This is a genomic window from Streptomyces sp. 5-10 (assembly GCF_014712245.1).
Taxonomy (GTDB): domain Bacteria; phylum Actinomycetota; class Actinomycetes; order Streptomycetales; family Streptomycetaceae; genus Streptomyces; species Streptomyces violaceusniger.
Map to the genome: position 1 here is coordinate 46780 of NZ_JACVYG010000008.1, position 12070 is coordinate 58849.

Sequence of the window (12070 nt, forward strand, 5' to 3'; positions counted from 1 at the left end):
TGCGGTGACGGCTCGCATGGAGCACCGCGTCACGCCTGTGCCGACACCGGGATGCCCAGTCGGTCGGCCACGGTGGTGAGGGCCGTTCCCAGCGGGAGTGCGACCCGGGTGACGGCGTGCCGGTCGCCCCGGGTCGGGTCCAGGTTGACGATCAGCACCGGCTTCCCGGCCCGGGCCGCCTGGCGGACGAACCTGAGCCCGGACATCACCGTCAGTGAGGATCCCAGGACCAGCAGCGAGGACGCCTCACGGACCAGCTCGCGGCAGTGCTCGACCCGCCGTGGCGGAACGGCTTCGCCGAAGAACACCACGTCCGGCTTGAGGATGCCGCCGCAGACCGTACAGGGCACCACGCGGAAGTCCCCGACCTGCTCGTCGGTGAGGTCGGCGTCACCGTCCGGGTTGATTCCGGCGGCCACCGGCTCGAAGCCCGCGTTGGCCTCCTCCAGCCGCCGGGCGAGTTCGCGGCGCGGGCTGAAGGTGCCGCAGGAGAGGCAGACGACCCGGTCCAGGCTTCCGTGGAGTTCCACGACGCCCTCGCTGCCGGCCGCCTGGTGCAGGCCGTCGACGTTCTGGGTGATCACGCCCGAGAGCAGGCCGTGCCGCGCGAACGCGGCCACGGCCCGGTGCCCGGCGTTCGGACGGGCGCGGCCGAAGGTGCGCCAGCCGAGATGGCTGCGGGCCCAGTACCGGCGCCGGGCCCGGGCGTCGGCCGTGAAGTCCTGGTAGGTCATCGGGGTGTGCCGGCTCAGGCTCCCGCCCACGCCCCGGTAGTCGGGGATGCCCGACTCCGTGGAGATGCCCGCCCCGCTGAGCACCAGCACACCGCCGGTGCTCAGCGCGTCGGCGACCGGTTCCGGATCCGTACTTCCCGGCGGCAGGTCCTCGGCGGGGGTCCAGCTCAAAGTGGGGCGCATGCGCATGCCGCCAGAGTACGGAACCGGCCGCCTCCTGCTTCCGCCGTCGATGGCGCCAGTGGACGGGTTGGAGACAGAAGGCCGCCCCGGGGCGCCGGTGCGCGGCTCCGGCGCACTCGGGGCGCCGTGATCGATCCGCGGATGACATCTGGCGTATACGATTCGGGCGTCTGGTGCGTTATGTGGTCATTTGGGGAGTGGTGTCATGGAGGGGATCGCCGATATGGGCGGTACCCCAGGATGGGGTCCCGTCCATCCGCCGAGGCGTGATGAGCCGGTCTTCGAGGAGCCCTGGCAGGGCCGGGCCTTCGCGCTGGCGAGTCTCTCCGGCCGCATCGCGTACGGCGGCGTCAACCTGGACGCCTTCCGGCACGCGCTCGAGCGTCTGGACCGAGCCGCGTACCTGGACGACGGCTACTACGGGCGATGGCTCAACGGCGCGGAGCTGATGCTCACCAACAGCGCCATCCTGGCGCCGGGCGCCATCGACGCCCGCGCCCGCAACCTGCGGGGCGAACACGTGGCGGAGCCGCCGATCCCCGAGCCCGCGGTACCCGACTACACGCCGACCGCCGAGGGCTCGCTGCGTTCCGTGGCCACCGCGCCCGCCTTCGCCGTCGGCGAGCGGGTACGGGCCAGGGCCGTGCCGGTGCCCGGGCACACCCGACTGCCGGGCTATGTACGGGGACACACCGGGATCGTCGAGATCGTCCAGCCCGCCTTCGTGCTGCCGGACACCAACGCCCACTTCCAGGGCGAGCATCCGCAACACGTCTACTCGGTGCGATTCGCCTCACGCGAGCTGTGGGGCGCCGACGCCGAACCCTTCGCGCTCACCGTTGAGCTGTTCGAGAGCTACCTGGAGACCACCTCATGACCGCCACACATGGCGGGGCGGGCGAGACCCTTCCCGTGGCCCTGCGTACCGAGGCGCTCGAGCAACTGCTCACCGAACGGGGCCTGATCGACCCGGAGGCGATGGACGGGTTGATCGCCACCTACGAGACCGGCGTGGGCCCGCTCAACGGCGCCAAGGTCGTCGCCAGGGCCTGGACCGACCCGGAGTACCGGCGGCGGCTGCTCGACGATGGCACGGCGGCCATCAAGGAGCTCGGCTTCTCGGGACCGCAGGGCGAGCACATCGTCGTGGTGGAGAACACCGCGACCACCCACAACGTGGTGGTGTGCACCCTGTGCTCGTGCTACCCGTGGCCGGTGCTCGGCTTGCCGCCGAGCTGGTACAAGGACCCCGCCTACCGCGCACGCGTGGTGAAGGAGCCCCGCACGGTGCTGTCCGAGATGGGGCTCGAACTCGGCGACGACGTGCGGATCACCGTCCACGACTCCACCAGTGAGGTGCGCTGGTTCGTGCTGCCCGAGCGTCCGGCCGGCACCGAGCACCTGTCCGAAGAGCAACTCGTGCCACTGGTGACCCGGGACGCGATGGTCGGCGTGGCCAAGGTGGCGGCGCCATGACCGCGCCGCTGGACATCGAGGGCCCGGCCGCACCGCCGCGCCGCAACGGCGAGTTGGTGTTCGCCGAGCCCTGGGAGGGCCGCGCCTTCGCCATGGCCGTCAGCCTGTACGAGGCAGGCGCGTTCCCCTGGCCGCGATTCCAGGCCGCGCTGATCGCCCGGATCGAGGCCTGGGAGACCGCTCTCGCGCAGGACGAGCCGTATCACTACTACCGGCTCTGGCTGGCCGCGCTGGAGGACGTGCTCGTCGGCCTGTGCGTCGTGTCCACGGACGAAGTGAGCGCGCGCACCTACGCCCTGGCGCAACGTCCCCTGGGCCACGACCACCGTCATGAGCACCACCACGCGCACTGACCCCGGACACCCCGGCGTCACGCCCGTGAGCACGGTACGGGTGCCCTCAATCCGCGCCCTCCGGGAGGCCCGTATGGCCGGTGCCCGGTAGGGCGCGCTGCCGGAGCGGTCAACGGCTTGGGCGCCGAGAGACCGGACGACGCTGAAGGAGCCCGGCCGGTGGAGGATGGACCGGGCTGCTGCCTCAGCCCGGTCCGACATCAGGATGGAGAACTCCCCGTGATCCCCACCGATCTCTACCCCGCCGACCGTCTGGAGCGCGCCCGGGAGGCCGCTGCCGACGCGGGCCTGGGCGCGCTGCTGATCAGCCCCGGCGCCGATCTGCGCTACCTGACGGGTTATCAGGCCCTTCCCCTGGAGCGGCTCACCTGTCTCGTGCTCCCCGTGGACGGCGAACCCTTCCTCCTGGTCCCGGAGTTGGAGCGGCCCGCCGCGCTCGCGTCCCCGGCCGGGAACCTCGGCATCGAGATCACCGGATGGGCCGAGACCGAGGACCCGTACACCCTCGTCGCGGCCAGGCTGCCCGCCGGTATGGCCCGGGTCGGCGTCGACAACCACATGTGGGCCGAGAAGGTCGTCGCCTTCCGCGAGGCGCTGCCCCACGCCGACCAGGCACTCGCCGGAGAGGTGCTCGGCCGGCTGCGGATCCGCAAGACCGAGGCCGAGGTCGAGGCGCTGCGCCGGGCGGGGGCGGCCATCGACCGGGTGCACGCCCGCATGGGCGAGTGGCTGCGCGCCGGGCGCACCGAACGCGAGGTCGGCCGGGACATCGCGGACGCCATGGTGGCCGAAGGCCATGTGCGGGCCGACTTCGTCATCGTCGGCTCCGGACCCCATGGCGCCAGTCCCCACCATGAGCTGTCCGACCGGGTGATCCGGCCCGGTGACCCCGTGGTGGTCGACATCGGGGGGACCACCGAAGACGGCTACTGCTCCGACTCCACCCGCGATTACGTCGTCGGCGAGCCGCCGGCGGAGTACCGACGGCTGTATGAGGTGCTGTTGACCGCCCAGCGTGCCCAGACCGACGCGGTGCGGCCCGGTATCACCGCCGAGCAGTTGGACGCGATCGGCCGGGACGTCATCACGGACGCGGGCTTCGGACCGCACTTCATCCACCGGACCGGCCATGGCATCGGGCTGGAAACCCACGAGGAGCCCTACATCGTGGCGGGCTCCGCCCTGCCGCTGGAGCCCGGCATGGCCTTCTCCGTCGAGCCGGGCATCTACCTTCCCGACCGGTTCGGGGCCCGGATCGAGGACATCGTCGTCTGCACCGACGACGGCGGTGAACGGCTCAACCGCACCAGCCGTGAACTGGTCGTCCTGCCGTGACCGTCCCGTACCGCCTTTAGCCGCCTCCCACCCGGCCCCAGAAGGCATCGCGCCTTCTGGGGCAGCGGGCCGGACGGCTCGCCCGGCGGGCGATTCCGGCGTGCGGCGGCGGATCCCCGCTTGTGGCGGCGGATTCCCGCTTGTGGCGGCGGGTTACGGCTTGTGGCGCGCGGCTACACCGCCCCGTCGACGAACGCGGCGCGGATGCCGTCGACGTCGGAGCCGAGCAAACCCAGCGTCCGCGCTGTGCGGCCGCCGGCCACGAAGTCCTGTCCGCACAGGGCCGTGCCCAGGGCGACGAACGAGTCGGTCAGGGGCAGGGAGAGCCCGATCTGCGCGGCCAGCGAACTCCAGGTGACCAGCCCGAAGGGGATGTCCTCGGTGAAGTACCGGTGCTTGACCGAGTCCGGTTCGGGGAATCCCTGACGGCCGTAGCCCTGCACGATGCGCTCGACGAAGCTGCCCTCGGTCACCTCGTAGGCGGTGTTGAGGAAGTCCCAGAAGCTGGCCGCCTTCACTCCGAGGGCGTCCGCCAGGGCGAGGCGTTCGCGGTCGAGGGCGTCGATGACCTCGGCGATGCGGGGTGTCACCAGGCTGTGCAGCGGGTGGCGGTCGGCGTCCTCGACCGTCTTGAAGTTCAGCACCGCCGGCGGAACGTGGTAGATGGGGTTGCAGTTGTTGAGCCCGACGGTCAGCGTGTCCTCGCCCGGCACGTACCGGTCACCGAAGTACGTCCGCAGGATGTCGAGGGCCCGGGGCGTGTCCGCGCTGGGTACGGCGGCCAGCGGGACGGCGTGCTTGATCGCCCCGATGTAGACGTGCGCGGGGCGGCGCAGCCGGCATGTGTAGAGACTGGTCGGCGTCTCCGCGATGAGGCAGGGCCGCCGGCCGGCGAGCGCGAACATGCGCGCGAGCTCGACGCCGCTGCCGAGCACGCCCGGCTGGAACAGGACGAGTTGGTCCGGCGCGAGGACGGACGCGAGTTCCTGGGACAGATAGGCGTGCGCGAAGGCGGGCGCGGCGACGATGACCACCTCGGCGCCGCTGACGGCTTGCCCGAGGTCGGTCGTCAGCACCGAGGGTGTGCCGCGGCCCTCCACGTCTCCGGTCATGTCGATGCCGTCGTTGGCCTTGATCGGTTCAAGATCGCGGCCCCACCTGTCGAAGATCCGCACGTCGTGTCCCTTGAAGGACATGTGGCCGGCGATGGCCTGGCCGACGTTGCCTGCGCCGATGATGGCGATGCTGCCCATGGTGAATGACTCTTCCGTATCCGAAGTGGTGGGGGAGTGGGCTCGGCGGTGCCGAGCCGTGTGAGGCGCTGATGTGGTGGTGGCGTCATCTGACGGGCACCCCTGGGCCGAGCGGAATTCCCAGGGCGTACCAGAGGGCGAAGAAGGACGACCACGAGACGAGTACGGCGAGGGCCACGGGAACCGTGAAGGACAGCATGGTTCCGATGCCCGCGCCCTTCCGGAACTGCTGGAGGAATCCCAGGGCCAGGACGAAGTACGCGTTCATGGGCGTGGTGTTGGTGACCGAGTCCCCGATCATGAAGGAGACCATCGCCGCCTGGGGGGAGAGCCCGATGTACATCGCCAGGGGGACCACGACGGGGGCGAGGATGGACCACATCGCCGAACCGCTGCTGATGATGATGTTCAGTCCGCTGATGGCCAGGATGATCACGAGCAGGATGATGAGGTGGGGCGCGTCCAGGGACTTCAGGAGCCGGGCGCCCTCGACGGTGATCACATTGCTGATACCGGTCCAGGTGAAGTACGCGAGGAACTGCGCGACCACGAAGAACAGCACGATCACGGGGACGAAGGACCTCACCCCGTCGGCCATGGCGGAGGGGACGGCCGACAGCGAGGGGATCGTGCCCACCTGCCTGCCGTAGACGATGCCGAGGATCGCGAACAGCAGCGAGATGAACACGGCGATGTTCACCACGACCACGGACTGGACGATGCTGCCGCCCTGGCCGCGGAACGGGGATCCCGGCAGCAGGAGCGCTGACACCGCCAGCACGTAGAGCACGAGCACCGCGCCGGTCAGCCTCATGGCGCGTTTCTCGACGGCGCTCAACGTGAAGGAGGAGGGGACCTCGCCGGCCGGGCCGCCGTGCCGGGGCGCCTCGCCGTGGGCGGTGGTGTTGAAGAGCCTGTCGGCGGCCGCGTCGTCCTCGGGTGTGGTGACGAACTCGGGCCGTCGGGCCAGGACGCGGTCGACCGTGAGGGCGATGACGGCGGCGAGGAACACCGAGGAGACCGCGGTGAAGAAGTAGGTGGCCACCGGAGTGATGACATAGTCCGGATCGACGGTGTGTGCGGCCTCGGCCGCCAGGGACGACCTGACCGCGTCGGCCGGCGTCACCAGCGGGCTGGCGTTGAAGCCGATGGCCGTCGACGCGTAGGCGACCATCAGGCCGAGCACCGGGCTGCGGCCCACGGTCCGGAAGGCCAGCGCTCCCAGCGGGATCATCACGATGTAGGCCGAGTCGCTCATGACGTGCGCGATCATGGAGCCGAACGCGATGGAGAAGGTCAGCCACCGCACGGGCAGACGGCCGATCGTGACGCGAAGCAGCGCGGTGAGAAGGCCGCTCTTCTCGGTGACGCTGACGCCGAGAAGAACCACGACCACGACCGACAGCGGCGCGAACCCGGCGAAGTTCTCCAGCGCGGACTCCGCGGCGAACTTGGCTCCCTGAAGCGAGAGCAGGCTCTTGACCGCGACGGAGTCACCTGTTGAGGGCAGTGTGACGGACACGCCCGCGCCGGCCAGCACGGCACTGAGCACACCGAGCAGTGCCGCGAAGATCCAGAACAGCCAGAACGGATGGGGAAGCCTGTTTCCCGCGCGTTCCAAGGCGCTGAGAGCCCGGAACAACCGGTTCATGGAGCCAGCCACGGTTGGACTGCTGCTGCGAAGTTGCGTCATCTGGGGCCTTATCGGGTCGGCGGTGAACGCGGCTCTGGGTGACCGCGGGGAGGGTTCCGCTTCCGTTCGGCACGAGTCGGTCTTCCCACCGGGCTCGTGCAATCCCTGTGATATTTCACAGGGATGATACGCTCGGGAAGGTAGTTGTCAACAGGTCTTCGCGCAGGTGGGCGCCGGATGGCGAGGGCCGCCACGCGGGTGCTTGAAGGGGAGCCGTGCTGTGAGTTCGGGATCGTCGATGGCGCAGCAGGCGTACGCGTCCCTCAAGCGCGACATCATCCGATGCCGCCTCCGCCCCGGCGACGTCATCGTCGAGGCGTGGCTCGCCGAGCGCTACGGAATGAGCAAGACCCCGGTACGCGAGGCCATCAACGCGCTGCGCAGGGAGGGCCTTGTCGTCGTCGTCCCGCGGCGCGGCACCTTCGTCAAGCCGACGGACCTCGGCGACCTCCAGGACACCTATCGCCTGCGACGGCTCCTCGAGCCGGAAGCGGCCGTGCTCGCCTCACAGCGAGCCGGCGCCGAGGATTTGGATCGCCTGGACGCACTCAGCGCGGCGACCGTGGCGCCGAACGCCTCACGTCCCGACCTGAACGAGGCGAACCGGCTGCTGCATGTGGCGATCGCCGAAGTCGCGCGCGTGTCGCTGATGATCCCAATGATCAACACGCTGCACGAGGAGATTGAACGCTTCCTCAACCTCCGGGGTGAACTCGGCCGACCCCCTTACACAAGCGTCAACCACGGGCGGTTGGTCGAGACGATCAGGAGCGGTTCGGAGGAGGAGATCAGGCGGGTCGTCCTCGAAGGCATCGAACGCTCACGCCAGTACATGCTGGACACCCTGCTGTCCGGAGGGAACGAGGCGAACGGCGCGGGGAAGCCGGTGTAAGGCCCCTGCTCTCGTCCGGGAGGCGGGCTGGGGGCGGCACGCGGTGCTCACCAAGCGGGTCGGCTCCGGACGGTTCGCCACGGCCGCGCCCCTCGTCTCCTAGCTTGCTAGGATGCTAGCATCGCACTCGTGGGTGACAGGGAAGTCAAGCAGTTCAACGTGTACCTGCCGATCGAGCTGATCAAGCAGGTCAAGTACCACGCCATCGAGTCGGGCATGTCGCTGTCGGCGCTGGTCGCCGACGCACTGCGCGCCTACCTCGACGACGCCCATGGGCACGAACAGCCATCGATCGAGAAGGAGAGCTGACATGGCGACCGAAGGTATCGAGGCCGTGTTCCTGACGACCCACAACTGGGGCAAGTCGGCGAGGTTCTTCCAGGAGCTGGGCTACGAGCTGGAGTTCGCGACCGACCACAACTCCGGCCAACTCCGCAACGGTGACGGGCCGTACGTCTTCATCGCCGAGGTCCCCGAGGATCGCGAGCCCCAGACGCGGATCGTGCTGAAGGTGGCGGACGCGGACGGGTTCCGTCCCGGCCCCGCCGTCGAGGTGGTCACGCCGTTCGAGGACACCCATTACGGGACCAGGGAGATGACCGTCCGCGACCCCGACGGGCGCCTGTGGAGCCTCCAGGCTCCCGCCAAGAGCTGACCGCGACGAAAGGGGAACCCCGTGGTGGACGAGCAGACCGGGGCGCCGGACAGCACCGCCGTGCGGACCGCCCTCTGGCGGGCCATGCATGTCCAGGTCGACCCGCCGCCGCATGTGTTCGAGGACGAGATCGGCCTGCGGCTGGCGGACCCCGGCGCTGACTGGCGCCGCCGCCCCGACATGGACCCGGATGCCACCAGAGGGTTCCGGGCGGCCATGGTGGCCCGCGCTCGTTTCATCGAGGACCTGATCGATGAGCGGGCCGGCCACGGCGTCACCCAGTACGTCATCCTGGGAGCCGGGCTGGACACCTTCGCCCAGCGCAGGCCGGAGGCCGCCTCCCGGGTACGGGTCTTCGAGGTCGACCAGTCCGGCCCGCAGGCCTGGAAACGCCACCGCCTGGACGAACTCGGCTACGGCGTCCCCGACTGGCTGCACCTGGTGCCGGTCGACTTCGAGGCGAGCGAAGACTGGCTGAAGCAGCTGGCCGCCGCCGGCTTCGATGCCCGCCGACCCGCGGTCATCGTCTCCACCGGCGTCACCATGTACCTCACCAAGGACGCCACCACGGCCACCCTGCGCCAGATCGCCGGGCTCGCGCCCGGCTCGACGCTCGCCATGACCTTCCTGCTGCCGCTCGAACTCCTCGCCGCCGCCGACCGCCCCGGCCTCCGGGCGAGCAAGGAGGGCGCGCAAGCGTCCGGAACGCCGTTCATCAGCTTCTACGAACCGCACGAGATGCTGGAACTGGCCCGCGAAGCCGGTTTCCGCGACGTCCGGCATGTGTCGGGAGGCTCGCTCGCCGAGCGCTACTTCGCCGATCGCACCGACGGCCTCCGCCCCTCGAGCGGAGAAGATCTGCTGCTGGCCACCACCTGACGCGCACGGCCGGATGGCGTCCCTGATCGCCTACGGCGCCGCCACCGTCGTCGGCCGCTTCGCCGACCGCCACACCGTCCCTGTCCTCGCCGTCGGCCTGATCCTCAACACCGTGTTCCTGGCCGGCTTCGCCCCGCGGTCATGGCGCTGGTCGGCCTGGCCACCCTCCTGCCCGACCTCGCCCGCCGTTTCACCCCCGCACCGAGCCTCGCCTCCCCCTGCCCTGCCGAACGGGCGGAACGAGTGTGAGCGGGCGCGTCATTCGGGCGTCTTACCGGACACGCAACGCCTGGCGCCAGTAGTCGGTGACGGTGTGGCGCAGCCGTGCGGTGTCGACGGTGTGGGGGTCGAGGAGGCACTGCAGACCGATCCCGCGCAGCTGTCCGAGAATCGCGATGGCGACGTCGTCGGGATCGACGTCCGGGCGCACGTCGCCGTCGGCGATGCCGGCGGCGACGTCGGCGCGCAGGTCGGAGCGGAATGCCTCGTCGCGCTCGCGGAAGATCGGGGCCAGTTCGGACGCGGTGGCCGCTTCGGCCCACAGCAGCAGGAAGGCCCGGTTCATGGTTCCGGCGCCTTGGGAGGCGCCGATGTAGCCGTCGACGAGTCGCAGGAGCCGGTCCAGTCCCGGCGGGAGGTCCGCGAGCCCGGGGACGAATCCGGCTTGCGTGGTGCGGGCCAGTCGCTCGATCAGGGTCTGCTTGGACCCGAAGTGGTGGGTGACGATCCCGCGGCTGTAACCGGCTCGTTCGCCGACCCGTGCCAGCGTCAGGGACCGCACACCGTGCTCGACGACCAGTTCGGCGGCGGCGTTGAGCAGCGCGGCTTCGGCCTGGGCGCGGCGCTCCTGCTGGGTACGGCGAGTGGTGACCATGCGGATACCCTAACAAGTAACTTGTGTGTTGACCGACAAGTGTGTGGTGATCGCGAGCTGGTCCACGGTCGGCTCGGCGCCCGAGGCCGGACACCACGTCTCAGGTCGGCCCGGGTTTGGTGTGGAGGACTTCGCGGGCCTGTTCGGCGGCGCGGGTGATGCTTTCGCTGATGAAGTCGAGGAAGCGGGCGATGTTCTCCAGGCGGGCGGCGGCGGGGGTGTGGGGCCCGAGGACGGCGACGCCTTGGCGTGCGGTTGCGACGAGTTGGTCGTTGGCTCGGGCGCCGGCGATCGTCGCCTGGTAGAAGAGTTCGTCGTCGACGACGTAGCGGTCGCGGCGGCGCTCGTCGCGCTCTCGGCGGACGAGGCTCTGGCTCTCCAGGAAGGCGATCGCCTTGGAGATGGACGCCGGGCTGACCTGGAGGCGCTGGGCGAGTTGGGACGCGGTGAGGCTGCCCGCGTCGGTGGTGAACAGGCAGGTCAGCACCCGGGCCGTCATCTTGGGCAGGCCCGAGGCCATGAGGACGGTGGTGAGCGTCTCCTCGTACTCGGCCACCGCGTCGGCGTCGCGCCCGTGCGGCTGGGGGGCCGACGCCGGCCCGCGCGAGGAGGCGGGCCTGCGCCGGTGGGCGCGGCGTTCGGTGGCGCGGTGGGCGAGGTCGGCGCGGTAGGCGGTGGGGCCGCCGTTGCGCATCACCTCACGCGTGATCGTCGAGGTCGGGCGGTCCAGGCGCCGGGCGATCTCGGCGTAGGGGAGGCTGTCGGCCAGCCCCAGTGCGATCTGCTGGCGTTCCTGCTGGGTGAGCCTGCCTCCCGGCATCGCGATCTCCTTGGTGATCCTTCGTGGTGGTCCGCTGCCTCCGAGGATAGCGTTCACTTCTCGCTCATTGCAATGGCTGCGATGACTGCCGTTGCGTTACCGTCTCATCCATTGCAACAGTTTCCTTGCTCTCACCTGCATACATGGCCGCTGTATGCAACGAACTCGTTGCCTGATTCTGGAAAGCAACGTAGCGTTTCTGGCATCGGAAACAACGAGCCAGCGCAGGAGAACATGATGCGGAAGTTCGACACCCCCGCCCCGATCCACGCCGTCCTGGCCATCCCCGCCGGGCGCGTCCAGTTCATCGCCGCCGACCGCGCCGACACCACCGTCGAGGTGCTGCCCGCCAACCGCTCCAAGAGCCGTGACGTCCAGGCCGCCGAGCAGACCACCGTGGCCTACGCCGACGGCGTCCTGCGGATCCACGCCCCCGAGCCCAAGAGTCAGCTCTTCGGCCCCTCCGGATCCCTGGAGGTCACCGTCCAGCTGCCCGCCGGCTCCCGCGTCGAGGTCAAGGCCGCGGGCTCCGAGCTCCGTGGCGTCGGCCGCCTCGGCGACGTCGCCTTCGACGGCGCGTACCGCCAGGTCAAGCTCGACGAGGCCGCGAGTGTCCGCCTCACCGCGCTCGACGGTGACGTCGAGGTCGGCAGGCTGGGCGGCCCCGCGGAGATCAGCACCGCACGGGGCGACATCCGGATCGCCGAGGCGGTGCGCGGCAGGGTCGTGCTCCGCACCCAGTCCGGCGACATCTCGGTCGGTGCCGCCGCCGGCGTCTCCGCCGCCCTGGACGCCGACACCGGCTACGGCCGCATCAGCAACGCCCTCAAGAACGACGGCACCGCCGAACTCGACATCCGCGCCACCACCTCCCACGGCGACATCGCCGCCCGCAGCCTCTGAAGGAGCTGAGCCCGGCCTGC

14 protein-coding genes are annotated in these 12070 nt (G+C 70.2%); 9 read left to right on the top strand and 5 right to left on the bottom strand.

Translation table 11 applies throughout. The annotated features are described in order from the left end of the window. Positions 1-29: 29 nt before the first annotated feature. The gene (locus tag IEJ02_RS12655; protein ID WP_191064928.1) at positions 30-923 is read right to left on the bottom strand and encodes an NAD-dependent protein deacetylase; all 894 of its coding nucleotides are present in this window, start codon (positions 921-923) and stop codon (positions 30-32) included. 199 nt (positions 924-1122) lie between these two features. On the opposite strand from IEJ02_RS12655, the gene nthB reads away from it, so the two are divergent. From nthB to IEJ02_RS12675, 4 genes are all read left to right on the top strand, one after another. Then, a complete protein-coding gene (gene nthB, locus IEJ02_RS12660) occupies positions 1123-1794 on the top strand; it encodes a nitrile hydratase subunit beta (RefSeq protein WP_191064929.1) in 672 nt (223 codons plus the stop codon). Continuing rightward, positions 1791-2393, top strand: a complete 603-nt coding sequence (nthA, locus tag IEJ02_RS12665; protein ID WP_191064930.1) for a nitrile hydratase subunit alpha — start codon at positions 1791-1793, stop codon at positions 2391-2393. Before nthB ends, nthA begins: the two co-directional genes overlap by 4 nt. After that, entirely contained in the window at positions 2390-2746 is a 357-nt protein-coding gene (locus IEJ02_RS12670) for a nitrile hydratase accessory protein (RefSeq protein ID WP_191064931.1), read from the top strand. Before nthA ends, IEJ02_RS12670 begins: the two co-directional genes overlap by 4 nt. A 219-nt stretch (positions 2747-2965) precedes the next feature. Continuing rightward, positions 2966-4081 carry a M24 family metallopeptidase gene (locus tag IEJ02_RS12675; protein WP_191064932.1) on the top strand — a complete coding sequence of 372 codons (1116 nt, stop codon included), beginning with the start codon at positions 2966-2968 and terminating at the stop codon, positions 4079-4081. Between the two features lie 173 nt (positions 4082-4254). Here the strand turns inward: IEJ02_RS12675 and IEJ02_RS12680 are convergent, their stop codons facing one another. Together IEJ02_RS12680 and IEJ02_RS12685 are read right to left on the bottom strand one after the other, a co-directional pair. Continuing rightward, positions 4255-5334, bottom strand: coding sequence for an NAD/NADP octopine/nopaline dehydrogenase family protein (locus tag IEJ02_RS12680; protein WP_191064933.1), 1080 nt, complete (start codon positions 5332-5334; stop codon positions 4255-4257). 85 nt (positions 5335-5419) lie between these two features. Continuing rightward, positions 5420-6955: an AbgT family transporter gene (locus IEJ02_RS12685; RefSeq protein WP_263407938.1), complete on the bottom strand. Its 1536-nt coding sequence runs from the start codon at positions 6953-6955 to the stop codon at positions 5420-5422. Between the two features lie 310 nt (positions 6956-7265). Between IEJ02_RS12685 and IEJ02_RS12690 the strand changes: the two genes are divergently transcribed. The 4 genes from IEJ02_RS12690 (at position 7266) to IEJ02_RS12705 (ending at position 9453) form a co-directional block, all read left to right on the top strand. Further along, on the top strand, positions 7266-7919 hold the full coding sequence (locus IEJ02_RS12690) for a GntR family transcriptional regulator (protein ID WP_191064935.1): 654 nt from the start codon (positions 7266-7268) through the stop codon (positions 7917-7919). 129 nt (positions 7920-8048) lie between these two features. After that, complete coding sequence (locus tag IEJ02_RS12695; RefSeq protein WP_191064936.1) at positions 8049-8228, top strand: ribbon-helix-helix domain-containing protein; 180 nt, start codon at positions 8049-8051, stop codon at positions 8226-8228. A gap of 1 nt (position 8229) precedes the next feature. Further along, positions 8230-8574 carry a VOC family protein gene (locus IEJ02_RS12700; protein WP_191064937.1) on the top strand — a complete coding sequence of 115 codons (345 nt, stop codon included), beginning with the start codon at positions 8230-8232 and terminating at the stop codon, positions 8572-8574. A gap of 21 nt (positions 8575-8595) precedes the next feature. Continuing rightward, positions 8596-9453: a class I SAM-dependent methyltransferase gene (locus IEJ02_RS12705; protein WP_191064938.1), complete on the top strand. Its 858-nt coding sequence runs from the start codon at positions 8596-8598 to the stop codon at positions 9451-9453. Between the two features lie 271 nt (positions 9454-9724). Here the strand turns inward: IEJ02_RS12705 and IEJ02_RS12710 are convergent, their stop codons facing one another. Beyond that, positions 9725-10327 (bottom strand): TetR family transcriptional regulator C-terminal domain-containing protein, encoded by a 603-nt coding sequence (locus tag IEJ02_RS12710; RefSeq protein WP_191064939.1) that lies wholly within the window; start codon positions 10325-10327, stop codon positions 9725-9727. A gap of 100 nt (positions 10328-10427) precedes the next feature. After that, positions 10428-11147, bottom strand: a complete 720-nt coding sequence (locus tag IEJ02_RS12715; protein WP_191064940.1) for a helix-turn-helix domain-containing protein — start codon at positions 11145-11147, stop codon at positions 10428-10430. A gap of 237 nt (positions 11148-11384) precedes the next feature. On the opposite strand from IEJ02_RS12715, the gene IEJ02_RS12720 reads away from it, so the two are divergent. Then, positions 11385-12050: a DUF4097 family beta strand repeat-containing protein gene (locus IEJ02_RS12720; protein ID WP_191064941.1), complete on the top strand. Its 666-nt coding sequence runs from the start codon at positions 11385-11387 to the stop codon at positions 12048-12050. The last annotated feature ends 20 nt before the right edge of the window (positions 12051-12070 follow it).

Bases quoted from the DNA above. Each gene is read 5' to 3' on its own strand.
- IEJ02_RS12670 (WP_191064931.1), top strand. From the start codon at position 2,390: ATGACCGCGCCGCTGGACATCGAGGGCCCGGCCGCACCGCCGCGCCGC.
- IEJ02_RS12700 (WP_191064937.1), top strand. From the start codon at position 8,230: ATGGCGACCGAAGGTATCGAGGCCGTGTTCCTGACGACCCACAACTGG.
- IEJ02_RS12720 (WP_191064941.1), top strand. From the start codon at position 11,385: ATGCGGAAGTTCGACACCCCCGCCCCGATCCACGCCGTCCTGGCCATC.
- IEJ02_RS12715 (WP_191064940.1), bottom strand. From the start codon at position 11,147: ATGCCGGGAGGCAGGCTCACCCAGCAGGAACGCCAGCAGATCGCACTG.
- IEJ02_RS12690 (WP_191064935.1), top strand. From the start codon at position 7,266: ATGGCGCAGCAGGCGTACGCGTCCCTCAAGCGCGACATCATCCGATGC.
- nthB (WP_191064929.1), top strand. From the start codon at position 1,123: ATGGAGGGGATCGCCGATATGGGCGGTACCCCAGGATGGGGTCCCGTC.
- IEJ02_RS12680 (WP_191064933.1), bottom strand. From the start codon at position 5,334: ATGGGCAGCATCGCCATCATCGGCGCAGGCAACGTCGGCCAGGCCATC.
- IEJ02_RS12655 (WP_191064928.1), bottom strand. From the start codon at position 923: ATGCGCATGCGCCCCACTTTGAGCTGGACCCCCGCCGAGGACCTGCCG.
- nthA (WP_191064930.1), top strand. From the start codon at position 1,791: ATGACCGCCACACATGGCGGGGCGGGCGAGACCCTTCCCGTGGCCCTG.
- IEJ02_RS12710 (WP_191064939.1), bottom strand. From the start codon at position 10,327: ATGGTCACCACTCGCCGTACCCAGCAGGAGCGCCGCGCCCAGGCCGAA.